Below are 26,904 nucleotides of genomic sequence, written 5' to 3'. Positions count from 1 at the left end.
GGACCGAAGCCCTAGAGAGCCGATATACAAGCTCATCAGTCGATTAAGACCAAACCGCCCGCATATCTCTTCAGATATTCGCTATGTCAAAGAGCCGATCAGACAAAAAACAACCAGCAGCGCCAATTTTTCTTGGCGCGCCCGCTCGCCTCTCTCCGATCATGTCCGCTTCCAGCCTCGTGAACCTTGCCGGTCCGTTCCGCCTTCCGCGTCCCGTTGCGGTGTGTTCCGCTTCGGTGAGGCGGTATTTACGGATCCGTGCAGCGGGCCGCAAGAGGGATTTTGAAAAAACTTCATCTTTTTGTCGCGACGAGGAGAAAGCCCTTGTTTTACTGGGCCGCCACATGGCGCAAGCTGCGGGCGCGCGGCACGTCGGCAGCCCCGGGAACAGATGTTGCGCGAGTCACCCGCATCGGCGACAGGAAGTTCCCGCGCGAGCCGCCGCATGGGGCCTGGTCAGGCTTTGGAGCGTGGGCGCCAGGCGGTCATGCGGCGGCGTGCGCCCCACCACAGGCGCAGCCCAAGCAGCGCCAGCGTCAGCCCGAACCAGAACCAGCCGCTTTGCGGGATCACCTTGAACTGCCACAGATAGTGCACCACCCCCAGCAGCACCGCCGGGTAGACCAGCCAGTGCAGCCGGCGCCAGCGCGGCCCAAGCCGACGGACAGAGGCGTTGTTCGATGTCACCGCCAGCGGCACCAGAAGGACCAGCGCCGAGATCCCGAACAGCAAGTAGGGCCGCTTATAGAGATCGCCCAGCGCCTGGCGCCACCACAGCCCCATGTCCAGCGTGAACCAACTGAGCATGTGCAGCACCACATAGGCAAAGGCCACCAGGCCGATCTGGCGGCGATAGCGGATCAGGTTGATCCCGGTAAGCCGCCGCAGCGGCGAGATCGCAAGCCCCCCGATCAGGAAATACATCGCGTCATAGCCCAGCCGCTGTTCGATCCCCGCCACCGGGTCGACCCCGATCCCGCCCGTCAGCGTCAGCCAGACGATCCACAGCGCCGGTAGTGCCCCCAGCGGATAGACGGCCCAGGGCGGCAGCCTGCGCAATGTCATGTTCATGGTATTCGCGACGGCCTCCATCATGCCGGCCCTCAGTAGAACTTGTGCAGGTTCATACCCGCGTAAAGGCCGGCCACCTGTTCGCCATAGCCGTTGAACATCAGCGTCTTCTGGCGCCCCGCGAACAGGCCCGCCCCGATGCGCCGTTCGGTCGCCTGGCTCCAGCGGGGGTGATTCACGTTAGGGTTCACATTGGCATAGAAGCCGTATTCGCTGGGCGCCTGCATGTTCCAGGTGGTCTGGGGCTGCTTGTCGGTAAGCGTGATCGACACGATCGACTTGATCGACTTGAACCCATATTTCCACGGCACCACCAGGCGGATCGGCGCGCCGTCCTGCTTGGGCATCTCCTCGCCGTAGATGCCCGTGGCCAGGATCGTCAGCGGGTTCATCGCCTCATCCATCCGCAGGCCTTCGCGGTAGGGCCAGTCCAGGATGTTGCTGCGCTGCCCCGGCATTTCCGAGGGCCGCTCGAGCGTGCGGAAGGCGACGTATTTGGCCGAGGGCTGGACACCCACGCGATCAAGCAGAGTCTTCAGCGGGAACCCGTCCCAGGGGATGACCATCGCCCAGGCCTCGACGCAGCGGAAGCGGTAGATGCGGCTTTCGAGTGTGACGCCCTTGAGCAGATCGTCCAGCGCGTAGGTGCCGGGCTTGTCCACCATGCCGTCGATCTTGATCGACCACGGAGAGGTGGTCAGCGCGTGAGCGTTCTCGGCCGGATCGGTCTTCGACAGGCCGAATTCGTAGAAATTGTTGTAATGGGTGATCTCGTCGAAGGTGTTGGGCTTTTCCTTGGTCGAATAGGCCGACGGCACGGTTGCCAGCTTGGCCATCGCCGGCCCGCCGATCATTCCGGCCGCAATCGCGGCCCCCGCGCCGGCCATGATCTGTCGGCGGTTCAGGAACATCTCCTTCGGGGTAATATCGGCCTCGGTCAGGTCGGGGATGAATTTCTGGGTCATGGCGCGCGTCCTTCGGTAAACGTTCGGGATAACCAAGCATAAGGACTATACGAAGGGATAGTGTCGTCACGAGATCGTGTATGGCGCCTTCGTGACCCTTGTTACAGACGCCGGCGGCCCCGCAAATGCTATGGCATGTTCCCATGGTCACAGACCTCTGGCACCATTGTTCGCAATCGCGGCGGCACCATCCGCCAACATAGGGAGGAAATCATGAAACTCATCGTCTCGGCGCTTCTTGGCGCCTTGCTCTCCGTTTCGGTCTGGGCCGGGGCTGCGGCGGCTCAAACAGCCGCCACCCAGGGCGGAACCGAGGGCCAGAGGGCCGTCACCAAGGTGGTGAAGGGCAAGTTCGCCGATGTGCTTCTGGGGGTGCAGAACGCGATCATCGACCAGGGGCTGAAGATCGAGCACACCAATAACGTGGGCGAGATGCTGGCGCGCACCAGGGATGCGGTCGGGGCGAAGCAGACACTATATACCCATGCGATCACGCTGGGCTTCTGCTCGGCCATCTTCAGCCGCAAGGCGATGACAGCGGACCGCGAAAACCTGATGTTCTGCCCCTATTCGATCTTCCTCTACGAGACCCCCGACAAGCCGGGCGAGGTGGTGATCGGCCACCGGCTCTATCCCGGCGCCTCGATGAAGCCCGTGAACGCACTGCTCGACAAGATCCTCGACGACGCGACCGCTTTCTAGGGGCGGCGCCTAGCGCAGGCTGCGCCCCTTCACGATCGCATCCGCGCCGAACTTCTTGCGGATCACGTCGGTCGCCTGCTCGGCCCTGGCGCGCCGCGCCGCCTCGGGGTCGAGTAGATCGCCGGTCAGATCGGCCCGCGCCGCCGGGACCAGATCCGCAATGCCGACCCCGATCAGGCGGAAGGGCCCCGGCTCGGCCACATGGTCCATCAGCCCGCGCGCGATGCGGTAGATCCGATCGGCCATCTGTGTGGGTTCACGCAGCGTCTGTCGGCGGCTCAGCAGGCTGAAATTCGCCCGCCGCAGCTTCAACACCACCGTCCCCCCCGCCAGTTCCTTCGCCTTGGCCCTGTCCGAGACCTGCTCGGCCAATCGCCACAGATGCCCGTCCAGCAGGTCGCGCTCGGCGGTATCCTCGAAGAAGGTCGTCTCCTTTGAAATCGACTTCACCGGCGCGTCGCGGCTGACGCGGCGATTGTCCTCGCCCCGCGCCAGATGCCAAAGCCGGTCGCCCATCTGCCCGAACCGCGCCACCAGCTCCTTGCGGTCCCAGCGAAGCAGATCGGCGATGGTGCGGATCCCCGCGCGCTCCAGCGCCTCCTGACCGGCCGCGCCCACCCCCCAGATCAGCCGCACCGGCTGCTCTTTCAGGAAGGCCTGCGTCTCGCCCCGCCCGATCACCGCGAATCCCCGCGGCTTGTCCAGATCCGACGCCACCTTGGCCAGGAACTTATTGTGGCTCAGCCCGATCGAGCCCGAAATCCCCAGTTCCGCCTCCATCCGCTTCACCAGCCGCGCCAACATCACCGCCGGCGGCGCGCCGTGCAGCCGCGCAGTTCCGGTCAGATCCAGAAAGGCCTCGTCCAATGACAGCGGCTCGATCGCCGGGGTCATCTCCTCCATCATCGCCCGCACGGCGCGCGAGACCTCGACATAGCGCGCCATCCGCGGCCTGATCACCACCGCCTCGGGGCAAAGCTTCAGCGCCTGGAACATCGGCATGGCCGAACGCACGCCCCGGATCCGCGCAATATAGCAAGCGGTCGACACCACACCGCGCTTGCCGCCGCCGATGATCACCGGCTGATCGCGCAACCCCGGATCATCCCGCTTCTCGACGCTGGCATAGAAGGCGTCGCAATCCATATGCGCGATCGACAGATCGAACAGCTCCGGATGTGCCAGCACCCGCGGAGACCGGCAGACAGGACACCGCCCGGCGCCGGCGGCGCCCGCATCGAAGGGGGAAAGACAATCACGGCAGAGGGCATGCATGGCAGATCAGCCTACCACCCCGCCCTACCCCGCCACCAGAGGCGACCAACCTCACGACCGCCGCCAAGGCGCCCGCCCTGCCCTTCATCTTGGCCGAAATACTCCGGGGGTTTGGGGGCAGCGCCCCCATCGAGCGCACAGACTCGCGCGTAGCGCGCCTCAGGATCGCCAGTCGAAGAAATCCGCGGGTGCCCGCGCCCGCAATTCGCGCGCCAGATCGGCGCCCAGCGCGGCGCCGTCTCCGGCCAGCCCCCTGCGCTCGCCCGCCAGCACCTGCGATCCGTCCGGGCGCAGGATCTCGCCGCGCAGCCACAGATCACCGCCCTCCAGAACCGCAAGCCCCGCGATCGGTGTCTCGCACGATCCGTCCAGCGCCGCCAGGAAGGCCCGCTCCGCCGCCAGCCGCTGCCCCGTGGGCGCATCATGGATCGCCGCCAGCAGCGCCCCGGTCGCCGCGTCCGTCGCGCGCCGCTCGATCCCGATCGCGCCCTGGGCCACGGCAGGCAGCATCTCTTCGGGCCCGATCGCGGCGCGGGCGATATGCGCCAGGCCCAGCCGATTCAGCCCCGCCATCGCCAGGAACGTCGCCGCCGCCACCCCATCCTCAAGCTTCCTCATCCGGGTCTGGACGTTGCCGCGGAACTCCACCAGCCGCAGGTCGGGCCGTCGCGCCGCCAGTTGCGCGCGCCGGCGCAGGCTGGACGACCCCACCACCGCACCCTGCGGCAGATCCGCGATCCGCGCCGCGACGGGCGAGACGAAGGCGTCGCGGTCGTCCTCGCGCGGCAGGTAGCAGTCCAGCACCAGCCCCGCGGGCTGTTCGGTCGGCATGTCCTTCATCGAATGCACGGCGATGTCGATGCGGCCCGCGCCCAGCGCCTCCTCGATCTCCTTGGTGAAAAGGCCCTTGTTGCCGATCTCCTTCAGCGCCCGGTCGGCGGCGATCATCGCGCGGTTGTCGCCGGTGGTGTGGATCACCACCACCTCGAAGGCGGCCTCGGGCAGGTCATGCGCCGCCATCAGCCGGTCGCGCGCCTCATGCGCCTGCGCCAGCGCCAGGGGCGAGCCGCGGGTGCCGATGCGCAGCGGGCGGTCGGGTGTGGGAAGGGGGCCTGTCATGCCTTCCTCCTACCCGTGGCAAATGCGCCTGACAATGGGGCGTCGCTTGACACCGGTGCGTGGCCGCGCAAGGCAGAACGCCAAAAGACGGAGAGGATCATGGCCGCCGACAAGACCATCCTGAGGGCGCTTCGAGGCGAGGCGCAGCCCGTGCCGCCGGTCTGGCTGATGCGTCAGGCCGGGCGCTACCTGCCGGAATATCGCGCGACCCGCGCCAAGGCAGGGGATTTCCTGTCGCTGTGCTACAATCCCGATCTGGCGGCCGAGGTCACGCTGCAGCCGATCCGCCGCTACCGCTTCGACGCGGCGATCCTGTTCGCCGACATCCTGCTGCTGCCCCAGGCGCTGGGGGCCGATCTGTGGTTCGTCACCGGCGAAGGCCCGCGCCTTTCGACCATCACCGATGCCGCCGGGCTGGCAAAGCTCAAGGGCCGCGACGACATTCATGAGGTGCTGGCCCCGGTCTATGAAACCGTGCGCATTCTTGCCCATGAACTGCCGCCCGAAACCACGCTGATCGGTTTCGCCGGCGCCCCCTGGACCGTGGCGACCTACATGATCGCCGGGCGCGGGACGCCCGATCAAGGCCCCGCGCATCTGCTGAAGTACACCGACCGCGCCACCTTCGCCGCGCTGATCGACCTGTTGACCGAAGCCACCGTCGAATACCTCTCGCGCCAGGTCGAGGCCGGGGCGGAGGTGGTCAAGCTCTTCGACAGCTGGGCGGGCAGCCTGAAGGGCCGCGATTTCGACGATTTCTGCCTGACGCCGGCGAAACGCATCATCGCGGCGCTGAAGGCGCGCCACCCGGGCCTGCCGGTCATCGCCTTCCCGCGCGAGGCAGGCGAGCGCTATGTCGGCTTCGCCCGGGCCACCGGCGCCGATTGCGTGGCGCTGGACAATTCGGTCTCGGCCGAATGGGCGGCGCAGAACGTGCAGACGGGCGGCTGCGTGCAGGGCAACCTGGACCCCAGGCTGATGGTTACCGGCGGCGCGCGACTGGTGGACGAGACCCGGCGCATCCGCGATGCCTTCGCCGGGGGGGCGCATATCTTCAACCTCGGCCACGGCATCACGCCGGACGCCGACCCCGAGAACGTGCATCTGATGCTGGAGGCATTGCGCGGCTGAACGGCACGGGCAGGACCGGCCCGTCCCGCCCGATTCCCCCTTTCCTTTTCGCCCTCGCCCCGTATAGTGCGGCGCCATGACACGGGATCCGCATATCGCATCCGTTCCGGGGGCCGCACGCGCCCTTCCGGCCCGTGGCCTGCTGCTTCTCCTTAGCCGCCCTTGAGCGTGTCCGTGAACCGGCGCGCCGCTCAGGGGTGACCAGCGCCGGGATCGCAGACGAGAACAGACACGAAGAGACCAGACATGACCGACAAGACCGAACAGGACCGCGTCCTGATTTTCGACACCACCCTGCGCGACGGCGAGCAAAGCCCCGGCGCCACCATGACCCATGACGAGAAGCTGGAAATCGCGGGTCTTCTGGACGAGATGGGCGTGGACATCATCGAAGCCGGCTTTCCAATCGCGTCCGATGGCGATTTCGAGGCGGTGCGCGACATCGCGATCAATTCCAGGAATTCGGTGATCTGCGGTCTTTCGCGCGCCAATTTCAAGGATATCGACCGCTGCTGGGAGGCCGTGAAACATGCCGCCCGGCCGCGTATCCACACCTTCATCGGCACCTCGCCGCTGCACCGCGCGATCCCGAACCTCGACATGGACGAGATGGCCGACCTGATCGACCGCACCGTCAGCCATGCGCGCAACCTGTGCGACAACGTGCAGTGGTCGCCGATGGATGCCACACGGACCGAACACGACTATCTGTGCCGGGTGGTCGAGATCGCGATCAAGGCCGGCGCCACCACGATCAACATCCCCGACACGGTGGGCTACACCGCGCCACGCGAATCGGCCGACCTGATCCGCATGCTGATCGAACGGGTGCCGGGCGCCGACGAGATCGTCTTCTCGACCCACTGCCACAACGATCTGGGCATGGCGACGGCCAACAGCCTGGCCGCGGTCGAGGCCGGCGCCCGGCAGATCGAATGCACGATCAACGGGCTGGGGGAACGCGCCGGCAATACCGCGCTGGAAGAGGTGGTGATGGCGCTGAAGGTGCGCAACGACATCATGCCCTACCAGACCCGGATCGACACGACGCGGATCATGAACATCTCGCGCCGGGTGGCGCAGGTCTCGGGCTTTGCCGTGCAATACAACAAGGCGATCGTCGGCAAGAACGCCTTCGCGCATGAAAGCGGCATCCATCAGGACGGGATGCTGAAGAACGCCGAAACCTTCGAGATCATGCGCCCTGCCGACGTGGGCCTGACCGAAACCAGCCTGGTGATGGGCAAGCATTCGGGCCGCGCCGCGCTGCGTGCCAAACTGCGCGATCTGGGATATGAGCTGGCCGACAACCAGCTGGCCGATGTCTTCGTGCGTTTCAAGGCGCTCGCCGATCGCAAGAAAGAGGTCTACGACGACGACCTCGTCGCCCTGATGCAGGACCAGACCAGCCCCGAGGACGACCGTATCGTATTGGCGTCCCTGCGCGTGGTCTGTGGCACCAAGGGCCCGCAGACAGCGGATATGACGCTGCTGATCGACGGCGCGGAACAATCCGTTCATGCCACTGGCGACGGGCCGGTCGACGCCACCTTCAACGCGGTGAAATCCCTGGTGCCGCATAGCGCCCGGCTTGCGCTTTATCAGGTGCATGCGGTGACCGAGGGCACCGATGCGCAGGCGACGGTAAGCGTGCGGATGGAAGAGGGCGGTTTCATCGGCACGGGGCAGGCTTCGGATACCGATACGGTGGTCGCCTCGGCCAAGGCCTATGTCAACGCGCTTAACCGGCTGTTTCAGCGCCGCAAGAAAACCAGGCCTGACGCAGAGGTCAAATCCGCGTCATGACGCCTCTTCCACCTGGGTTTGCGGGCGAATTTGCGCCGAAGCGCGGCGCGGGGCCTCTTTCCCTCAAGGCCGCGCCCAGCTAAAAGACACCCGGCCCGCGACGGGGAGTCGCGGGCCGCACCATATCGGGGAAAGGGACAGTCCCAGCATGCTAGGCTTTTCGGGTATCTTCTCGTCTGACATGGCGATCGACCTCGGCACGGCGAATACCCTCGTCTATGTGAAGGGCCGCGGAATTATCCTGAACGAACCCTCGGTGGTGGCCTACCACGTCAAGGACGGCAAGAAACAGGTTCTCGCCGTCGGCGAAGACGCCAAGCTGATGTTGGGCCGCACCCCCGGCTCGATCGAGGCGATCCGGCCGATGCGCGACGGCGTGATCGCCGATTTCGACGTCGCCGAGGAGATGATCAAGCATTTCATGCGCAAGGTGCACAAGCGCACCACCTTTTCGAAGCCGAAGGTCATCGTCTGCGTCCCCCATGGTGCGACCCCGGTCGAAAAGCGCGCGATCCGCCAGTCGGTCCTGTCCGCCGGCGCCCGCCGCGCCGGGCTGATCGCGGAGCCGATCGCCGCGGCCATCGGCGCCGGCATGCCGATCACCGATCCCACCGGTTCGATGGTCGTCGACATCGGCGGCGGCACCACCGAGGTGGCCGTGCTGTCGCTGGGTGATATCGTCTATGCCCGTTCGGTCCGCGTCGGCGGCGACCGCATGGACGAGGCGATCATCTCTTATCTGCGACGCCAGCAGAACCTGCTGATCGGCGAAGCCACGGCCGAACGGATCAAGACCTCGATCGGCACCGCGCGGATGCCCGACGACGGCCGCGGCGCGGCGCTGCAGATCCGCGGCCGCGATCTGCTGAACGGCGTGCCGAAAGAGACCGAGATCAATCAGGCCCAGGTGGCCGAGGCCCTGGCCGAGCCGGTGCAGCAGATCTGCGAGGCGGTGATGATCGCGCTCGAAGCCACCCCGCCCGACCTGGCGGCCGACATCGTCGACCGCGGCGTGATGCTGACCGGCGGCGGCGCGCTGCTGGGAGAACTGGACCTTGCGCTTCGCGAGCAGACCGGCCTGTCGATCTCGGTCGCGGACGAGTCGCTCAATTGTGTCGCATTGGGCACCGGCAAGGCGCTGGAGTATGAGAAGCAGCTGCGCCACGTTATAGATTACGACAGCTGACGCGCCCAGCCCCGGGGCAGGCGCGCTGAACTGGAGCAGTCGTGGCGAAAGACCGCAATGGACAGGACGAATTCATCCGCCCGATCAGGCGCATTCTGATCGGTCTGCTGATCCTGTTCCTGTTGGCGGTCTTCGGGTTGTGGCGGGTGGACAGCCCGCGGGTCGAGCGCTTCCGCGCGGCGCTGATCGACCGGATCGTGCCGAATTTCGAATGGGCGCTGGTGCCGGTCACGCAACTGGCCAACATGGCCAACAATTTCGAATCCTACACCCGAATCTACGACCAGAACCGAGAACTGCGGCGCGAGTTGCAGCAGATGAAGGCCTGGAAGGAAGCCGCGCTGCAGCTGGAGCAGAAGAACGCCCAGCTGCTGGATCTGAACCAGGTGCATATCGACCCGCAGCTGACCAAGGTGACCGGCCAGGTGCTGGCCGACAGCGGATCTCCGTTCCGGCAATCGGTGCTGATCAATGTCGGCATGCGCGACGGCATCGTCGACGGCTGGGCGGTGATGGACGGGCTGGGCCTGGTCGGGCGGATCTCGGGGGTGGGGGAAACCACCAGCCGGGTCATCCTGCTGACCGATTCGAACAGCCGCATCCCGGTGACGATCCAGCCGTCGGGGCAACATGCGCTGGTGGTGGGCGACAACACGGCCTCGCCGCCACTGGAATTCCTGGAAAACCGCGACATGGTGCGCCCCGGCGACCGGGTTGTCAGTTCCGGCGACGGGGGACTATTTCCTTCCGGGCTGCTGGTGGGCCAGGTCGTCGAAAGCGCCGACCACCGTCTGCGCGTGCGCTTGGCGGCCGATTACGAACGTCTCGATTTCCTGCGGGTCCTGCGCAGCAAGCCCACGCCCAAGGTGACCGATCCGGGTGGCCTGATCATGCCGCCCGGCGGCACGGACGGCACCGCCGAGGGGCCGCCCGCGCCGGGATCTGCCCGGGACAAGACCGGGGGCCCGGCCGCCGAAGGGGGCGGCAATGGCTGAATCGCAGCGCCGCGTGCTTTGGGCCTATCGCGGGCTCTATGTCGTGCTCGCGGGGTTCTTGATATTCCTGCGCCTGTTGCCGATCGATACCGAGCCGGTCCGCTGGCCCGGCCCCGATCTGCTTTTGGGGTTCACCTTCGCCTGGGTGTTGCGCCGCCCCGAATATGTCCCGGCCTTGCTGATCGCGGCCGTGATCTTGCTGGAGGATTTTCTGGTCATGCGCCCCCCCGGCCTGTGGACTGTGATCGTGCTTTTGGGGGCGGAATTCCTGCGTGGCCGTGTCGTGTTCCTTCGTGAGGTGGGTTTCCTGACGGAATGGCTTATGGTGTCCATCGTGATGCTTGCCTGTTTCCTAGCCTACAGATTGGCCTTCGCCGTGACCTTCCTTGCACTTCCCGAATTCGGCTTCGTCGTCCCACGCGTCCTCGGCTCGATCCTTGCCTACCCCGTCGTCGTCGCCATCTCGGCGCTGTTTCTGGGCCTGCGCAAGGCCGCCCCGGGAGAGATCAACAGCCTGGGCAAGCGGCTATGAGGCGGTCCACGCAAGACAGCGATACCAGCGCCCGCAAGGTGTCGCGCAGGGCGCTGCTGCTGGGCGGGGCGCAGGTCGCGGTGGTCGCGGGGCTGGGTCTGCGGATGCGCTACATGCAGATCGTCGAATCCGGCAAATACCGGATGCTGGCAGACGAGAACCGCATCAACATCCGCCTGATTCCTCCAGCCCGCGGCTTGATCTTCGACCGCAACGGCATCCTTCTGGCGGGAAATGAGCAGAATTATTCGGTCACGATCGTTCGCGAGGACGCAGGCGACAACGTCCGCAAGGTTCTGAACCGGCTGAAGGGCCTGATCCCGATCACCGACGACGACATCGAGAGCACGATTCACGAGATGAAGCGGCGCAGCCCCTTCGTGCCGATCACGGTGGCCGACCGGCTAAGCTGGGAAGACCTGTCGCGCGTCGCCGTGAACGGGCCGGCGCTGCCGGGGGTCTCGCCTTCGGTGGGGCTGTCACGGCACTATCCGCTGGACAAGGACCTGGCCCATGTCGTGGGCTATGTAGGCCCGGTCTCGGAACGCGATCTGGCGCGATACGCCGATCCCGACCCGGTGCTGCAGATCCCCAAGTTCCAGATCGGCAAGACGGGTGTCGAGCTGAAGCTGGAGGACCAGTTGCGCGGCAAGGCCGGCACCAAGCAGCTGGAGGTGAACGCCGTCGGCCGCGTCATGCGCGAACTCAGCCGCACGCCGCCGACCCCCGGCGACAATGTGCAGCTAACCATCAACGCGGCGCTGCAGGACTTTCTTCATGCCCGCCTGGGCAACGAAGCCGCGGCGTCGGTGGTGATGGATTTGTCGAATGGCGACCTGCTGGCGATCGGCTCATCGCCCTCGTTCGATCCGAACCTGTTCGTGCGCGGGATCTCCTACAAGGATTACGACCGGCTGCTGAACAACGACCACCGGCCGCTGGTCGACAAGTCCGTGGCCGGCACCTACCCGCCGGGATCGACCTTCAAGATCATCACCGGGATGGCGGCGCTGGAAGCCGGCAAGCTGGACCCGAAGGAGATCATCTATTGTCCGGGCTATGTCCAGCTTGGCAACCGGCGCTTCCACTGCTGGAAGCATTCCGGCCACGGCAAGGTGGATCTGCGCAAGTCGCTCGCCCAGTCCTGCGACGTGTATTACTACGAGGTGTCCCAGCGCGTGGGTATCGACGCGATCAGCGCCATGGCCCGCAAGATGGGGCTGGGGGAACGGCACGAGTTGCCGATGTCCGCGATCGCCGCGGGCCTGGCCCCCACCAAGGAATGGAAGCGGCGGGTGCACAAGCGCGACTGGCTGGTGGGCGATACGCTGAACGCGGCGATCGGCCAGGGCTATGTGCTGGCCTCACCGCTGCAATTGGCGGTGATGGCGGGCCGCATCGCCACCGGGCGGGCGATCCAGCCGCGGCTGGTGCGCTCGATCAACGGGGTCGAACAGCCGGTGCATCCGGCACCGCCGATGAACTTCAAGCCCTTTGCCGTCGACGGCGTCCGCGGCGGGCTGTTCGCGGTGGTCAACGGCGAACACGGCACCGCCCATTTCGCCCGGATCGAGACCGAGGGCATGACCATGGCCGGCAAGACCGGCACCAGCCAGGTGTTCAGCATCACCGCCGCCGAACGCGCGCGCGGCCTGATCAAGAACGCCGATCTGCCCTGGAACCGGCGTGACCATGGCCTGTTCGTCGCCTTCGCGCCGTTCGACAATCCGCGCTATGCGCTCTCGGTTGTGATCGAGCATAGCGGCGGCTCTCACCCCGCCGCCGCAATCGCCCGCGACCTGATGCTGCAAACCCTGTACGGAGGCCTGCCGCCCTTGTCCGCCTATCCCGCCTATCAGCGCAACGAGATCAAGGCCGCGCAGGACGCGTTGCAACTGCGCGACCTGGCCCCCGCGCCGACGCCGGCGCGGACCCGGGCGTGAGGGGAGCGCCGCGATGAGTTACCTCGAATATACCGTCAAGAGCGTCCCCACCGGGCTTCGCAAGGTGCTTTACGTCAACTGGGCGCTGGTGATCTTGCTGTTCACCGTGTGCGCGGTGGGGTTCTTGATGCTCTATTCCGTCGCCGGCGGCTCGATGGAACCCTGGGCCGAGCCGCAGATGGAACGCTTCGCCATGGGCATTGTGGTGATGTTCGCGGTCGCCTTCACGCCGATCTGGTTCTGGCGCAACATGGCCGGGGCCGCCTATCTGGTGGGGCTGGCACTGCTGGTCCTGGTGATGCTGGTGGGCAGCGTCGGCATGGGGGCGCAGCGCTGGATCAACCTGGGCTTCATGCGCCTGCAGCCGTCTGAGGTGATGAAAATCGCCCTGGTGATGATGCTGGCGGCCTATTACGACTGGCTTGATCCGAAGAAGGTGTCGCGCCCGTTCTGGGTGCTGATACCGGTCGTGCTGATCATCGTCCCCACCGTATTGGTACTGAAACAGCCCGACCTTGGCACCGCGATCCTGCTGCTTCTGGGGGGCGCGGTGGTGATGTTCTGCGCCGGCGTCAGTCTGTGGTATTTCGGCGGGGTGGCCGCGCTGGGGGCGGGGCTGGTGACGCTGGTGATGATGTCGCGTGGCAAATCCTGGCAGCTACTCAAGGATTACCAGTTCAAGCGCATCGACATCTTCCTCGATCCCGGTTCGGACCCGCTGGGGGCTGGCTATCACATCATGCAGGCCAAGATCGCGCTAGGCTCGGGAGGCTGGGCGGGGCGCGGCTATCTGCAGGGCACCCAGTCGCGGCTGAACTTCCTGCCCGAAAAGCAGACCGATTTCATCTTTACCACCCTGGGTGAGGAGTTCGGCTTTGTCGGTGCGATTTCGCTTCTGGTGCTTTATGTCCTGATCATCGCCTTCTGTATTTCTGCCGCGATGCAGACGAAGGACCGGTTTTCGGCGCTGCTGATCCTGGGTGTGGCGGCGACATTCTTCTTCTATTTCGCGGTGAACATGGCCATGGTGATGGGGCTGGCGCCGGTCGTGGGGGTCCCCCTGCCGCTGGTATCCTATGGCGGGTCGGCGATGCTGGTGCTCCTGGGGGCCTTCGGGCTGGTGCAGAGTGCGCATATCCACAAGCCGCGGGGCCGGTGAGCCCGCGGGCGGGGGGCTGTCTGCCCCCCTGCGCCCCCCGAGAGTATTGTTGCCAAGATGAAGGGGATGGGGATGGTCGAGGTCTATTTCGCCGCGGGGGCGGATCTGTGGCCCAGGTATCGCGATGCACTGGAGGCGGCCTTTGTCGAGGCAGGGCTGAAGGTGACGCTACGCGACAGTGCGCCCGACCCGGCCAAGATCGATTACATCGTGTTTTCGCCGGGCGGCGAGATCTCGGATTTCGGACCCTTCGTGAACTGCAAGGCCGTGCTGAACCTCTGGGCCGGGGTCGAGAAGATCGTGGGCAACCGGACACTGACCCAGCCGCTGTGCCGAATGGTGGATCCGGCGATGACCGAAGGCATGGTGGAATGGGTGGTGGGGCATGTGATGCGCCACCATCTGGGGATAGACCGGCATGTGCTGGTGCAGGACGGGGTCTGGCGCCACGACACCTCCATCCCGCCGATCGCGCGGGAGCGGCCGGTGACGGTCCTGGGGCTGGGGGCGTTGGGCAAGGCCTGTGGCCAGGCGCTTGCGGCGCTGAATTTCCCCGTCGCCGGCTGGAGCCGGTCCCCCAAGGAGGTGCCAGGGCTGCGCTGCCTGTCGGGTGGCGACGGGCTGGAAGAGGCGCTGCGTGGCGCGCAGATCGTGGTGACGCTGCTGCCTTTGACCCGGCAGACCGAGAATCTGATTAACGCCGTGCGTCTGGAGCTGTTGGCACCGGGAGCGGTGCTCATCAATCCCGGGCGTGGTCCGCTGATCGACGATGCCGCATTGATCGCGGCACTGGATCACGGCCGGCTGGGGCATGCCACGCTTGATGTCTTTCGGGAAGAGCCGCTGCCGCCATCGCATCCGTTCTGGACCCATTCCAAGGTGACGGTGACGCCGCATATCGCGTCAGAGACGCGGGCCTCGACCGCCAGCCGGGTGATCGCCGAGAACGTCCGGCGAGGCGAGGCGGGCGAGGCCTTCCTATATCTCGTCGACCGCGAACAGGGCTACTAGCGCAGCGACAGCGCCATCATCGCAAGCCCCGCCATCCCCACAGCCAGGTCATCGAGCGCAGCGCCGGCAAGCCGCTTGCATAGGCCGGCACGTAAAGCATGCGCGCCGCAAGGACGACCGACGCACCAGGCACCGCGGATCGCCCGTGGCGACGGCCAGTATCGTGAGGCCCAGGAACAGCGGCAGGGCTTCGCGCAGGTTGTCCCTGGCGCGTGGCCAGCCTGACGGCCAGGGTCGCGCGCGCGGGCGATTCGTCGCGTGGCCGCAGAAGCGCGCCCGGATCGCGCCCCCAGCCCGAGAGTTCCTGCATGAAAAGCTGGAAGATATACAGCGCCAGTACCAGTAGCACGAGCGTGCCTAGCGTCATGTCGAGCTTCCTTTGCCCGGGCCCGAGCCGGCCTGCCCACGACTACGGCAATGGCGCGTGCGCCAAGTCAAACCCGCCGCCGCCGGCGCGTCCGGCAAGCCCCCCTTCCCCCCGGCTTGCCACTGTGCCACCATCCGCGCCGCATTGGACGGGCACGGAGGGCAGAATGCCGGGGAATCTGAGTTTCGAGGCTTTGGCGGCGGCGGTCGATACGGGCGCGATCGACACGGTAATCGCGGCGGGCATCGACATGCAGGGCCGGCTGATGGGGAAGCGTTTCCATGCCGCCCATTTCGTCGCCAGCGCCCATGCCGAAACCCATTGCTGCAACTACCTGCTGGCCACCGATCTGGAGATGGCCACGGTGCAGGGCTACATGTCGACCTCATGGGAGGCGGGCTATGGCGATTACGTCCTGCGCCCCGACCTGTCCACCCTGCGCCTTCTGCCCTGGCTGGAAGGCACCGCACTGGTGTTGTGCGACATGCTTGACCATCACGGCCACGAAGTGCCGCATTCGCCGCGCGCGCTGCTGAAAGGCCAGATCGCGCGCGCCGAGGCGCTGGGCTTCACCCCGATGATGGCAAGCGAGCTGGAGTTCTTCCTGTTCGAGCAAAGCTATGCCGAACTGCGCGACGGCGACTGGCAGAATGCGAAGACGCTGGGTGCGCATAATGTCGACTATGCGATCTTCGGCACCACCAAGGAAGAAGAGGTGATGCGCGCGATCCGCAACGGCCTGCACGGTGCGGGCGTCACCGTCGAATGCTCCAAGGGTGAGGCCGAGGTCGGCCAGGAAGAGATCAACACCCGCTATTCGGACGCGCTCGACGCCGCCGACATGCACGCGGTCACCAAGAACGGCTGCAAGGAGATCGCCTTCCTCAAGGGACGCTCGATCACCTTCATGGCGAAGTATCGCCACGATCGGGCGGGCTCTTCCAGCCATGTGCACCAATCGCTGTGGAAAGACGGCAAGCCCGCCTTCCTGGACCGCGACGCGCCGCACGGGATGTCGGCATTGATGCGCTCCTATGTGGCGGGGCAACTGGCCCATGCGCGCGAGATCACCTATTTCCTTGCCCCCTATGTCAACAGCTACAAGCGCTTCACCGAGGGCCTCTTCGCGCCGACCAAGGCGGTCTGGAGCCTCGACAACCGCACCGCGGGCTTTCGCGTCTGCGGCGAGGGCACCAAGGGCGTGCGCATCGAGTGCCGGATCGGCGGGGCGGATCTGAACCCCTATCTGGCGATGGCGGCGCTGCTGGCGGCAGGCCTTGCCGGGATCGAGGCAAAGATGGACCTGCCGCCCGAGACGCGCGGCGATGTCTACAAGGCCGAGGGCGTGGTCGAGGTGCCGCGCACCCTGGGCGAGGCCGCGGCCGAAATGAGCGCGTCAAAAATGCTGCGCGCGGCTTTTGGCGACGAGGTGATCGACCATTACACCCGCGCCGCGCTGTGGGAGATCGAGGAACAGAACCGCGTGGTGACCGATTGGGAACGCCGCCGCGGGCTGGAACTGGCCTGATATCCCCCTGCCCGGCGAACCGCCCCATACGCTTGCGCCCTTGCGCCCACCGCCCGGCGGCGCCATAGCGCGGCGGACAGAACCGGAGACGAAAGATGACACAGGCCCCCATTGCGAACTGGTCCTACCCCACGGCGGTGAAATTCGGCCCCGGCCGGATCGCGGAACTGGCCCAACATTGCAAGGCCGCCGGCATTACCCGGCCGCTGCTGGTCACCGACCGGGCGCTTTCGGCGCTGCCGATCACCGCCCGCGCGCTGGAGATCCTCGATGAAGCCGGGCTGGGCCACGCGGTCTTTGCCGAGGTCGACGCGAACCCGACCGAGGCGAACATGGAAGCGGGGCTGAAGGTCTACCGCGCGGGCGGGCATGACGGGGTGGTCTGCTTCGGCGGCGGCTCGGCCCTGGATCTGGGCAAGATGATCGCGCTGATGGTGGATCAGCCGGTCAGCGTTTGGGACCTGGAGGACGTGGACGATTGGTGGACCCGCGCCAATGCCGACACGATCGCACCGATCATCGCCGTGCCCACCACCGCCGGCACCGGCAGCGAAGTGGGCCGCGCGGGCGTGCTGACCAACACCGAAACCCACCGCAAGAAGATCATCTTCCATCCGAAGCTGCTGCCGGCCGTCACGATCTGCGATCCGGAACTGACCGTGGGGATGCCCAGGTTCATCACCGCCGGTACCGGCATGGACGCGCTGGCGCATTGCCTCGAGGCCTATTCCTCGCCGCATTACCACCCGATGAGCCAGGGGATCGCGCTGGAAGGCATGCGGCTGGTGCTGGAAAACCTGCCCCGCGCCTATACCACGCCCGACGACCTGACCGCCCGCGCCCATATGATGAGCGCGGCGGCGATGGGCGCGGTGGCCTTCCAGAAGGGCCTCGGGGCGATCCATGCGCTCAGCCATCCGGTCGGCGCGGTCTACAACACCCACCACGGTACGACGAATGCTGTGGTGATGCCGATGGTGCTGGATTTCAACCGCCCCGCGATCGAGGACCGCATCGCCCGCGCCGCCGCCTATCTGGGCATCCAGGGCGGGTTCGACGGCTTTCGCGCCCGGGTGATGGAGCTGCGTTCTGAACTGCAGATCCCCGAAACGCTGGGCGTGCTTGGCGTCACCGCGGATCGGCTGAACGAGCTGACCGAGATGGCGCTGGAGGATCCCTCCTGCGGCGGCAACCCGGTCGAGATGACGCGCACGAACACCCGCGCGCTGTTCGAGGCCTGCCTCTAGGCCATGGCCACGGCGCGGACCGAGATCGCGGTGATCGGGGCCGGGGTGATCGGCCTGACGATCGCGCTGCGGCTGGCCCGCGCCGGGCGCGAGGTGGTGATCCTCGACCCAGAAACACCCGGATCGGGCGCGTCTTGGGGCAATGCCGGCACCATCGCCGATTACGCGGTGATGCCGGTCGGCACGCCCTCGGTGCTGCGCGATCTGCCGTCGCTGCTGCTGGACCGGAACTCGCCGTTGGCGATCCGCCGCGCCGCCCTGCCCGCGCTGGCGCCGTGGCTCTTGCGCTTCCTGCGCCAATCCCTGCCCGATGCCGCCCCCCGCAACGCCCAGGCGCTGGCGGCGCTGAACGCCGATGCGGCGCGGCTTTGGCTCTCGCTCGCGGCCGAGATCGGCGGTGAGGATCTGCTCAACCGCAACGGCTGCCTCTATCTTTATGAAAGCCCCAAGGACCGCGCCGCGGGCGAGGCCGACATGGCCGGTCGCCGCGACCTGGGCGTCACCGTCGAACTGGTCGACCCCGACACGCTGGCCGGGATGGAACCCGCCCTGCCCCCGATCGCGGGCGGCGGGGCATTCTTTCCGCAGGCGATCTTCCTGTCCGATCCGGGCGAGATGGTCGCGCGGCTGGCCCGGGCGGCGCAGGCGGCGGGCGTGCGGCATCTGTCGGCGCGGGTGACGGGGCTTGCGCGCGAAGGCGGCGGGGTGCGCCTGTCGGGGCCGGACCTGACGCTGGCGGCGCGCCATGCGGTGATCGCCGCCGGGGCCCATTCGCGACCGCTGGCACGGCAGGCGGGCGACCGCATCCCCCTGGATACCGAGCGCGGCTATCACGTCGAATACGACATGCCCGCACCGCGGCTGTCGCGCCCCGCCAGCCCCAGCGCGCGCGGCTTCTACATGTGTCCGATGACGGGCCGGCTGCGTGTCGCCGGCACGGTCGAACTGGGCGGGCTGACGGCGCCGCCCTCGGTGCATCGCATCGCGCGGCTGGATCAGGGCGCACGGGCGCTGTTTCCCGACCTGCCCGCCCCGGCGCGCAGCTGGATGGGCTTTCGTCCCTCAATGCCGGATTCCCTGCCCGTCATCGGCCCGTCGCGGGCCGGCGCCGAGATCCTGCACGCCTATGGCCACGGCCATATCGGCCTGACCCTGGCACCGAAGACCGCGCGGCTGATCGAGGCCGCGCTGGCCGGGCGAAGCCCGGACGAAATGGGCCCCTGCCTTCCATCGCGCTTTTCCTGACCGCGTTTTGCGACTCGCGCCGGAAGGAACCCGGCCCGGGACCACACGTCGTCCGATGGTTCTTGCGGTAATCTGGATTGTCCAGCGCTTGCGTGGAAATTGGCGCACCAAACCTCGACAACTCACACGGAAATTTCACGCAATATCACATTTTCGAGATTAATCGCAAAAAATCTAATTAAATCAATCTCATTGCTGAGCCTATTCAAAAGATTTCTGGATCGAGGAATGAAACTTGGTATCCACGGAAACTGGAGGAGAAGCGGAAATTGGCCAGCCAGTATGACCAATTTCCCATACCTCTTTACTGGATGGCGACCGCACCGCCCGAAGAGGAGACCGGGCCGCGGACCGCTGAAGCGCAATGGCAAGCCAGGTAAGGAAACAAGATGACAGGGAACACTTCCAACAATATCAACCGACGCAGATTGCTGCAGGCCGGGGCAGTGATCGGCGGCGCTCAGCTTGCCGCGCCCTATCTGCAGATCGCGCGGGCATCGGATGTCGTGAAAATCGGCATGGATAACCCCCTGACGGGCACCTACGCGGCGCTGGGCAAGAACGAACAGATCGGTGCCCAATACGCCGTGGAACAGATCAACGCCAAGGGCGGGATCCTTGGCCGCAAGGTGGAACTGCTGATCGAGGATTCGACCTCGGGTGACGCCGGCGTGGCGGTGCAGAAGGCGCGCAAGCTGATCGACCGCGATCAGGTGAACTTCATCCTTGGCAACATCAACTCGTCGCTGGCCCAAGCGATTGCGAACGTGGCCAATGAAAAGGGTGTTTTCAACGTCGATCCGGGCGGTCACACCGACTCGATCACCGGCACGAACTGCCACTGGAACACCTTCCGCGTCTGCAACACCACGGCGACCGAAGGCGCCGCGGTCGCGAACGTGCTGGTCAAGAACATGGGCAAGAAGTTCTACTATCTGGTGCCCGACTATTCCTTTGGCCACACACTTGCGGCCGGGGTCGAGAAGGCCGCGGCCAAGGCCGGCGGCGTCAAGGTAGGCGAGGCGCTGACCCCACTGGGCACCACCGATTTCTCGTCCTACCTGATCAAGGCGCAGGCCGCGAACCCGGACGTGATCATCGTGCTGCAGCAAGGTGATGACGGGGTGAACGTTCTCAAGCAGATCGTGCAGTTCGGCCTTGAGAAACGGTTCCACATCGCCGGCGCCCAGATGGAGCTTGAGGTGCTGCTTGGCCTGCCGCCCGAGGCGCGTATCGGCACCTGGGTGTTCGAATGGTACTACAAGCAGCCCAACGTGCCGCACGTGAACGAGTTCGTGGCCGCGATCCGCAAGCGGAGCGGCGGACATGTGCCCACGGCGCGGACCTATTTCGGCCATACCGCCGTCTGGACCTGCGCGCTGGCCGCCGAACAGGCGAAATCGCTCGATGCCGTCAAGATGGCCAAGGCGATGCAGGGCTACAAGCTGCCGCCGGAAATTTCGCTGATGCCGGACGGCGCCTTCTACCGCGCCGCCCAGAACCAGATGATCGGCGACCTTTACGTCGGGCATGCCCAGGCACAAGGCAAGGACGGCCCCGAGGACCTGTTCGCCGTCGACCACGTCGTGAACGGCAAGGACGTCTCGCCGACCCTGGCCGAGACCGAATGCCACATGACCTGGCCAAAAGCCTGAACCACCACCATTCCGGGGGCGGTGCAGCCGCCCCCGGTTCGGCCGCTCGAGCCCGGCGGGCACCACCCGCCGGTTGCTCATATTCACCGACAACCTCCGATGCGCCGGGCGATCCCCTGGTGGGCGGCGATGCGCAATCGGACCACGCGAAGGCCCCGCACCAACCATGATGACGCAACTCATCCTTTTCAACATCGCCAACGGGCTGATCATCGGCGCATTCTACGCGCTGATGGCTATCGGCCTGTCGCTGATCATGTCGCTTTCGGATGTGATCAACTTCGCGCATGGCGGCTTTCTGGCCGTCGGCGCCTATATTGCCTATACGCTCTCGCCCTATATCGGCTTCTGGGGCGGGCTCGTTGTGGCGCCGGTGCTGACCGCCCTGCTGGGCTTGATCGTCGAGAAGTTCCTTATCAGCAGGGTTTACGGGCGTGATCCGCTTTACAGCCTGCTGCTGACCTTCGGACTGGCCTTCATCCTGGAGGATGGAACCCGGATGATCTGGGGTGCGCAAAGCGTGCCCTACGCGGTGCCGAACTGGCTGATGAGCCCGCTGAGCTCGCAGTATTTCTTCCTCACCGGCTATCGGCTGTTGATGATCGCGCTGGTGGCGATCGCGGTGGGCGGGCTGTTTTGGGTGATGAACAAGACCCGGCTGGGCCTGCGCATCCGCGCCGGAACGCTGGATCTGGAAACCGTGTCCGTGCTGGGCGTCAACGTACGCGTTCTGCGCAACCTCAACTTCGGCATCGGCATCTACCTGGCCGGCCTGGCCGGCGTTCTGGCCGCCGGACAGCTGGGCCTGCAGCCCACCATCGGCGCCTCGCTGATCATGCCAAGCTTTGTCGCGATCATCATCGGCGGTCTGGGCAGCCTGCTGGGCACCCTGCTGGGCGGGCTGCTGATCGGGGTCGCGTCGGCGCTGACCTCGGTCTTCGTGCCGTCGGGAACCGAGGCGGTGATGTATGTGATGATGGCGCTTGTGCTGCTGGTCAGGCCGCAGGGTCTGCTGGGTGAAGAGGGGCGTTTCTGATGTCAGGCTTCGACCTTCGCAAACAGGTCCCCAATGTGGTGGTCTGGCTTCTGCTTCTTACCATGCCGCTGTGGATGAACGCGGTGGGCGGCTATACCCAGCTGGGCACCCAGGTGGTGGTGATGGGCCTTGCGGCCATGTCGCTGAACTTCCTGCTGGGCTATACCGGCGTGCTGTCCTTCGGCCACGCTGCCTATTTCGGCCTGGGCGCCTACGGGGTGGGGATGACCATTCGCTACCTGGTGCCCTCGACCGGCATCGGCATGTTGGTGGGCACCGGTGTCGGCGCCCTGGCGGCGGCGATCATCGGGCCGATGATCGTCCGGCTGCGCGGCGTCTATTTCGCCATGGTCACCATCGCCTTCGCCCAGGTCTTCTATTTCGTCGCCTTCCGCTGGAACCATGTTACCGGCGGCGACGACGGCCTGACCAACTGGACGCGCGAGCCGATCAACTTTGGCTTCGCCACCCTGCATATCGAACAGGATCCGGTCACTTTCTATTATTTCGTGCTGGCGATCTTCGCCGTCGCGGTGGCGGTGATGGCCTTGCTTTTGCAGTCGCCCTTCGGTCGCACCCTGATCGCCATCCGCGAGAACGAGCGGCGCACCCGCTTCCTGGGGATCAACGTCAACTTTCACATCTGGGCATCCTGGCTGATCTCATGCACCTTCATGGCGCTCAGCGGCACGCTTTACGCGCTGCTCAACAACTTCGTCGACCCGCGCGCGCTGTACTGGACCCAATCGGGTGTCTTCGTGATCATGTGCGTGCTGGGCGGGATGCGGTCCTTCTGGGGCCCGCTGGTGGGCGCGGCGATCTACGTCGTGTTGCAGGACTACCTTTCCAGCGCCACCCCCAACTGGATGTCCTTCATCGGCCTCGTCTTCGTCGTCGCGGTGCTATTCTTCCCGCGCGGCGTCCTTGGGATCTTTCGCCGGAAGAGCGTGGAATGAGCTTTCTAAGAATCGAAAACGTCGCCAAGCACTTCGGCAGCCTGATCGCTGTCGACGGTGTCTCGATGTCGGTGGAAAAAGGCGAGTGCCGGGCCGTGATCGGCCCGAACGGCGCCGGAAAGACCACCTTCTTCAACCTTATCACGGGGATGCTCGACCTGACCTCGGGTCGGGTGCTTCTGGAAGATCAGGACCTTGCCGGGATCAAGCCGGCCGAACGGGTCCGGATGGGCATGGCCCGCACCTTCCAGATCACCGAGATCTTCCCCGACCTGACGGTGCGCGAGAACATCCGCATTCCGGTAGAGATCGCCGCCGGCCTGCATCTGGCGCCCCGCGTGCCCACGGCCCGGCGGGCCGAACTGCGCGCGCGCATCGATCAGCTGATGGAGGAAGGCGGCCTGACCCGCATCGCCGGCCGCTATGCCGGCGAGCTTAGCCACGGCGACCAACGCGCCTGCGAGATCATGATGGCGCTGGCGCTGAACCCGCGCCTGCTGCTGCTGGATGAACCCACGGCGGGGATGGGCGACGACGAAACTCACGCCATCGCCCGGCTGATCCGACGGATCCACCGCGACCAGGCGCTGACCATCGTGCTGATCGAACATGACATGCGCGTGGTCTTCAACCTGGCCGACAAGATCACGGTGCTTGCCGAAGGCCGCCCGCTGGCCGAGGGCACGCCTGCCGAGATCACCGCGAACGAAAAGGTTCAGGCCGCCTATCTGGGAGGTGCCGCATGACCAATTACGCCTTGGAGGCCGAGGGCCTGCACACCTTCTACGGCAAAAGCCACATCCTTCACGGCGTCAGCCTGAAGGTCGAGGAAGGCAAGATCACCACCCTTCTGGGGCGCAACGGCGCGGGCAAGTCCACGACGCTGCGCAGCCTGGTGGGCCTGACCCCCGCGCGCGAGGGCAAGGTGACGATCTTCGGACAGGACACTACCCGCCGCCCGCCCTTCACGATCGCCAAGCTGGGCGTTGGCTTCGTGCCCGAGGGCCGCAAGATCTTCCCCAACCTGACGATCGAGGAAAACCTCAAGGTTCCCGCCGATCGCCCGGGCCATTGGACGATCGACACGATCTACGAGCTGTTCCCGCGGCTCAAGGAGCGGCGGAACAACAAGGGCCGGCAGCTTTCGGGCGGCGAGCAGGAGATGCTGTCGATCGCGCGCGCGCTGCTGCTGAACCCCAAGCTGCTGATCCTGGACGAACCCTCGCAGGGCCTTGCGCCGCTGATCGTGCGCGAGGTGTTCAACATCGTCGTGCGGATGCGCGATCAAGGCATGTCGGTGCTGCTGGTGGAACAGAACGTGCGCATGAGCCTTGAGGTGGCCGACCACGCCTATGTGCTGAACGACGGCGAGATCGCCTTCGACGGCACGGCAAAGGAGCTGTCGCAAGACGAGGACCGGCTGCAATCTCTGGCCGGCGTCAGCGCCGAGGTCTGGGAAATCTGATCCCGTCGGCCGGCGCCGCATCGGGTGCCGGCCACTTCGCCCGACCCTTAAACTCCGGTCAGCCGCGTGACGATATGGGCGGCAATCGGGATCGCCGAGGTCGCCGCCGGCGAGGGCGCGTTGCACACATGCAGCGTATGATCGGTATCAATGAACAGGAAATCGTCGATCAGCTTGCCGTCGCGCCCCACCGCCTGCGCCCGGATGCCGGGCTTGTAGGGCGCCAGATCCGCCAGCCCGATATCGGCGCAGTAGCGCCGCACCCGCATGAGGTACAACCGCTTCGAGGCCGAGGCGGCAAGCTCTCCCATCGCGGGCGCGAGGTTGCGCGCGACCAGCCGCCAGAAACCCGGATAGGCCAGGCTCTCGGCCAGATCGCGCGGATTCGCCTGCCACCGGCCATAGCCTTCGCGCGCGCCCGCCAGCACGGCATTCGGCCCCACGGTGAAGCCGCCATCCATCTTGCGCGTCAGATGCACGCCCAGGAACGGCCGGGCGGGGTTCGGCACCGGATAGATCAGGTGGCGCACGAAGTCGGCCGGCCGGTTCTGAATGCGGAAATATTCGCCCCGAAAGGGGATCACGCGAAAGTCGATCTCGGCCCCGAAGGCGCGCGCCATGCGGTCCGACCCAAGGCCGGCACAGAACACCGCCTTGCCGGCCGAGATCTCGGCCCGGGTGGTGTGCAGCGTCACGCCGCCCGGCCCTTCCGCGCCGCCGGTCACGGCCTCGCCCAGCCGCAACTGGCCGCCGTCGGCGACGAACATCTTGGCCATGTGCCGCGCGATCGCCGCAAAGTCGGTGATCCCCGTGGTGGGTGACAGCAGCGCGGCCTCGGCGCGGATGTGCGGCTCCAGCTTGCGGGCCTCGGCGCCGGTCAGCGCCTCGATCTGGATGCCGTTGGCGGTGGCGCGCTTGTGCAGCGCCTCCAGCCGCCCGGCCTCGGCCGCATCGGTGGCCACGATCAGCTTGCCGCAGATTTCATAGGCCAGGCCGTGTTCGTCGCAATAGGCCCGCGTCGCGGCCACGCCCATGCGGCAGAAATGCGCCTTGTGGCTGCCCGGCGTGTAATAGACGCCCGCGTGGATCACCCCGGAATTGCGCCCCGACTGGTGCAGGGCGGGTTCGGGTTCCTTCTCGATCACCACGACGCGGGCACCGGGATGGACCTCCTGCAGGCGCCTGGCCGTCGCCAACCCGACAATGCCCGCCCCCACGACAGCGAAATCGAACGCCTCGACCATGCCTTCCCCCAGGATGCGCCTTGCCCCTGCCCCCGCGCCGGGGGCCGCCATGGCCCCTGTCTAGAACAGGCGGCGTGGCCGGACCATACCGCGGCCAGACCGCACGCAAAGTTCCGCCGTACTGTGGCCCGGGCACGGCAGATGCGCGGGCATGATGATCGGGGAGGATGATGGAGCGGGTGATGGGAATCGAACCCACGTATTCAGCTTGGAAGGCTGCTGCTCTACCATTGAGCTACACCCGCGCCGCCCTGACAGCGATATTTTAGGGCGCGGCCGAGGTCAAGCATCACCTTGGCCGCACAGCCCATGACTGGTGGCGCGCCGGCCATGGGGCCGACGCGCCGTGATCCCGTCAGTCGGCGTTCGCACCTTCGACCGAGTTTTCCAGAACTTTCCCGGTCTTCGCATCGACGCCGATTTCCCGGGTCTTGCCATGGACCTTCACGTCAAAGGAATAGCGCAGCCCGCTGCCGCCCTTTTCCTTCTCCAGTTCCCGATCGGTGATACGCCCGCCGGGCACCGCCTTCGCGACGGCCGCCTCGGCTTGCGGAAGGCTGACCTTCGCCTGAGCCTCGTATTGCTGCCCCGTGAAGGCCAGCGCGGGCACCGCCGCCACAGTCAGCGCGGAGACGGCGGCGAAAGCACCCACCAGAAAAGGCTGCCGGTTCACATTGGTTCTCTTCTTCATGTGGATCATTTCTCCATGTTTCGGCGTGAGGGCGACACCTCGCTCTCTTCTCGCCGGATGCGGGCCCAACGGGCCACTCTGTCCATGTGGGCGGTGGAGCTGTTCGATAATTGGTCGCGGGGTTACAATTCGGTAAGTCCGCACACCGAACGATCGCGAGAGGGAGGGCTCGGCCCCGCGCCCGTGCTGTGGCCGCCGACATGCGGGCGCGACACGGAAGCGGTGGAAGCTGGCACCGCGCCGCCGAAATCGAGCTTCCGCAGAGGAAGACATCGAAGGGAGTGGAAGGAAGACCTTCTAGCGAAACACGCCAAACCTGTTCCCGCCGCCAGCCAGGACGCAGCCAGCCAAAGCTGTTCGGGAAAGCGCCGTGGATGTTCGAGGAAAGTGGTGGGCGACCCTGGATCGCCTTCAAACCCGGTAAGCCATTGATAACACTGATGCCGATTCGCGGGCAGATTGCTGTTTGCCCCACCTCTATGAACCGCGCCGGGTTTGCCGGAGGCTGATTTCGGTTAGTTACGCGGCCATGTCTTCAGTTTCCAGCGCGGCGTAGAAGTTTGCCTCGGCTTCCG

Annotated in this window: 24 protein-coding genes and 1 tRNA gene; 17 read left to right on the top strand and 8 right to left on the bottom strand. The window is 66.0% G+C overall.

The genetic code is table 11. From position 1 onward, the window contains the following. Positions 1-456: 456 nt before the first annotated feature. Positions 457-1,095, bottom strand: a complete 639-nt coding sequence (gene msrQ / locus BLV97_RS18915; RefSeq protein WP_244521069.1) for a protein-methionine-sulfoxide reductase heme-binding subunit MsrQ — start codon at positions 1,093-1,095, stop codon at positions 457-459. A gap of 8 nt (positions 1,096-1,103) precedes the next feature. After that, a complete protein-coding gene (gene msrP, locus BLV97_RS18910; RefSeq protein WP_035839877.1) occupies positions 1,104-2,036 on the bottom strand; it encodes a protein-methionine-sulfoxide reductase catalytic subunit MsrP in 933 nt (310 codons plus the stop codon). A 213-nt stretch (positions 2,037-2,249) separates the two neighbouring features. Here msrP and BLV97_RS18905 point away from each other — a divergent pair, with 213 nt between their 5' ends. Next, positions 2,250-2,738, top strand: coding sequence for a DUF302 domain-containing protein (locus tag BLV97_RS18905; RefSeq protein ID WP_035839875.1), 489 nt, complete (start codon positions 2,250-2,252; stop codon positions 2,736-2,738). Between the two features lie 9 nt (positions 2,739-2,747). Here the strand turns inward: BLV97_RS18905 and BLV97_RS18900 are convergent, their stop codons facing one another. Beyond that, positions 2,748-4,013, bottom strand: coding sequence for a DNA polymerase IV (locus BLV97_RS18900; RefSeq protein WP_035839873.1), 1,266 nt, complete (start codon positions 4,011-4,013; stop codon positions 2,748-2,750). Positions 4,014-4,172: 159 nt separating this feature from the next. After that, positions 4,173-5,132 carry a hydroxymethylbilane synthase gene (gene hemC / locus BLV97_RS18895; RefSeq protein WP_035839871.1) on the bottom strand — a complete coding sequence of 320 codons (960 nt, stop codon included), beginning with the start codon at positions 5,130-5,132 and terminating at the stop codon, positions 4,173-4,175. A 99-nt stretch (positions 5,133-5,231) separates the two neighbouring features. On the opposite strand from hemC, the gene hemE reads away from it, so the two are divergent. From hemE to BLV97_RS18855, 8 genes are all read left to right on the top strand, one after another. Then, positions 5,232-6,263 carry a uroporphyrinogen decarboxylase gene (gene hemE, locus BLV97_RS18890; protein WP_035839868.1) on the top strand — a complete coding sequence of 344 codons (1,032 nt, stop codon included), beginning with the start codon at positions 5,232-5,234 and terminating at the stop codon, positions 6,261-6,263. 246 nt (positions 6,264-6,509) lie between these two features. After that, the gene (locus BLV97_RS18885) at positions 6,510-8,069 is read left to right on the top strand and encodes a 2-isopropylmalate synthase (protein ID WP_035839866.1); all 1,560 of its coding nucleotides are present in this window, start codon (positions 6,510-6,512) and stop codon (positions 8,067-8,069) included. Positions 8,070-8,217: 148 nt separating this feature from the next. Continuing rightward, positions 8,218-9,255, top strand: coding sequence for a rod shape-determining protein (locus BLV97_RS18880; protein WP_035839855.1), 1,038 nt, complete (start codon positions 8,218-8,220; stop codon positions 9,253-9,255). A 41-nt stretch (positions 9,256-9,296) separates the two neighbouring features. Beyond that, complete coding sequence (gene mreC, locus BLV97_RS18875) at positions 9,297-10,250, top strand: rod shape-determining protein MreC (protein WP_035839852.1); 954 nt, start codon at positions 9,297-9,299, stop codon at positions 10,248-10,250. Further along, a complete protein-coding gene (locus BLV97_RS18870; protein WP_035839849.1) occupies positions 10,243-10,782 on the top strand; it encodes a hypothetical protein in 540 nt (179 codons plus the stop codon). Before mreC ends, BLV97_RS18870 begins: the two co-directional genes overlap by 8 nt. Further along, positions 10,779-12,725, top strand: a complete 1,947-nt coding sequence (gene mrdA / locus BLV97_RS18865) for a penicillin-binding protein 2 (protein ID WP_092164198.1) — start codon at positions 10,779-10,781, stop codon at positions 12,723-12,725. The genes BLV97_RS18870 and mrdA overlap by 4 nt, the downstream gene beginning before the upstream one ends. 13 nt (positions 12,726-12,738) lie before the next feature. Continuing rightward, a complete protein-coding gene (rodA, locus tag BLV97_RS18860; RefSeq protein WP_092164197.1) occupies positions 12,739-13,884 on the top strand; it encodes a rod shape-determining protein RodA in 1,146 nt (381 codons plus the stop codon). 72 nt (positions 13,885-13,956) lie between these two features. Continuing rightward, positions 13,957-14,895, top strand: coding sequence for a 2-hydroxyacid dehydrogenase (locus tag BLV97_RS18855; protein WP_035839860.1), 939 nt, complete (start codon positions 13,957-13,959; stop codon positions 14,893-14,895). Between the two features lie 16 nt (positions 14,896-14,911). Here BLV97_RS18855 and BLV97_RS18850 read toward each other — a convergent pair whose 3' ends face one another. Beyond that, positions 14,912-15,262, bottom strand: coding sequence for an MAPEG family protein (locus BLV97_RS18850; protein ID WP_035839839.1), 351 nt, complete (start codon positions 15,260-15,262; stop codon positions 14,912-14,914). A gap of 166 nt (positions 15,263-15,428) precedes the next feature. Between BLV97_RS18850 and BLV97_RS18845 the strand changes: the two genes are divergently transcribed. From BLV97_RS18845 to BLV97_RS18810, 8 genes are all read left to right on the top strand, one after another. After that, entirely contained in the window at positions 15,429-16,790 is a 1,362-nt protein-coding gene (locus tag BLV97_RS18845; protein WP_035839836.1) for a glutamine synthetase family protein, read from the top strand. A gap of 95 nt (positions 16,791-16,885) precedes the next feature. Next, complete coding sequence (locus BLV97_RS18840; protein WP_035839833.1) at positions 16,886-18,037, top strand: iron-containing alcohol dehydrogenase; 1,152 nt, start codon at positions 16,886-16,888, stop codon at positions 18,035-18,037. 3 nt (positions 18,038-18,040) lie between these two features. Continuing rightward, complete coding sequence (locus BLV97_RS18835) at positions 18,041-19,282, top strand: NAD(P)/FAD-dependent oxidoreductase (RefSeq protein WP_035839830.1); 1,242 nt, start codon at positions 18,041-18,043, stop codon at positions 19,280-19,282. Between the two features lie 389 nt (positions 19,283-19,671). Then, the gene (locus BLV97_RS18830; protein ID WP_035839827.1) at positions 19,672-20,937 is read left to right on the top strand and encodes an ABC transporter substrate-binding protein; all 1,266 of its coding nucleotides are present in this window, start codon (positions 19,672-19,674) and stop codon (positions 20,935-20,937) included. A 169-nt stretch (positions 20,938-21,106) separates the two neighbouring features. Continuing rightward, positions 21,107-21,973, top strand: a complete 867-nt coding sequence (locus tag BLV97_RS18825) for a branched-chain amino acid ABC transporter permease (RefSeq protein WP_035839857.1) — start codon at positions 21,107-21,109, stop codon at positions 21,971-21,973. Next, positions 21,973-22,929, top strand: coding sequence for a branched-chain amino acid ABC transporter permease (locus BLV97_RS18820; RefSeq protein WP_092164196.1), 957 nt, complete (start codon positions 21,973-21,975; stop codon positions 22,927-22,929). Before BLV97_RS18825 ends, BLV97_RS18820 begins: the two co-directional genes overlap by 1 nt. Continuing rightward, entirely contained in the window at positions 22,926-23,675 is a 750-nt protein-coding gene (locus BLV97_RS18815) for an ABC transporter ATP-binding protein (RefSeq protein WP_035839820.1), read from the top strand. The genes BLV97_RS18820 and BLV97_RS18815 overlap by 4 nt, the downstream gene beginning before the upstream one ends. Next, the gene (locus BLV97_RS18810; protein ID WP_035839817.1) at positions 23,672-24,394 is read left to right on the top strand and encodes an ABC transporter ATP-binding protein; all 723 of its coding nucleotides are present in this window, start codon (positions 23,672-23,674) and stop codon (positions 24,392-24,394) included. The genes BLV97_RS18815 and BLV97_RS18810 overlap by 4 nt, the downstream gene beginning before the upstream one ends. Before the next feature lie 47 nt (positions 24,395-24,441). Here BLV97_RS18810 and lhgO read toward each other — a convergent pair whose 3' ends face one another. From lhgO to BLV97_RS18795, 3 genes are all read right to left on the bottom strand, one after another. Next, positions 24,442-25,689, bottom strand: coding sequence for an L-2-hydroxyglutarate oxidase (lhgO, locus tag BLV97_RS18805; RefSeq protein ID WP_092164195.1), 1,248 nt, complete (start codon positions 25,687-25,689; stop codon positions 24,442-24,444). Between the two features lie 120 nt (positions 25,690-25,809). Continuing rightward, positions 25,810-25,883 (bottom strand) — tRNA-Gly (locus BLV97_RS18800). Positions 25,884-25,993: 110 nt separating this feature from the next. After that, on the bottom strand, positions 25,994-26,398 hold the full coding sequence (locus tag BLV97_RS18795; RefSeq protein ID WP_210184814.1) for a PepSY domain-containing protein: 405 nt from the start codon (positions 26,396-26,398) through the stop codon (positions 25,994-25,996). Positions 26,399-26,904: the final 506 nt, after the last annotated feature.

The organism is Allgaiera indica (genome assembly GCF_900106675.1).
Taxonomy (GTDB): Bacteria; Pseudomonadota; Alphaproteobacteria; order Rhodobacterales; family Rhodobacteraceae; genus Acidimangrovimonas; species Acidimangrovimonas indica.
The sequence above is the reverse complement of the archived record's forward strand: the minus strand, read 5'-3'. Positions and strand labels throughout refer to the sequence as shown.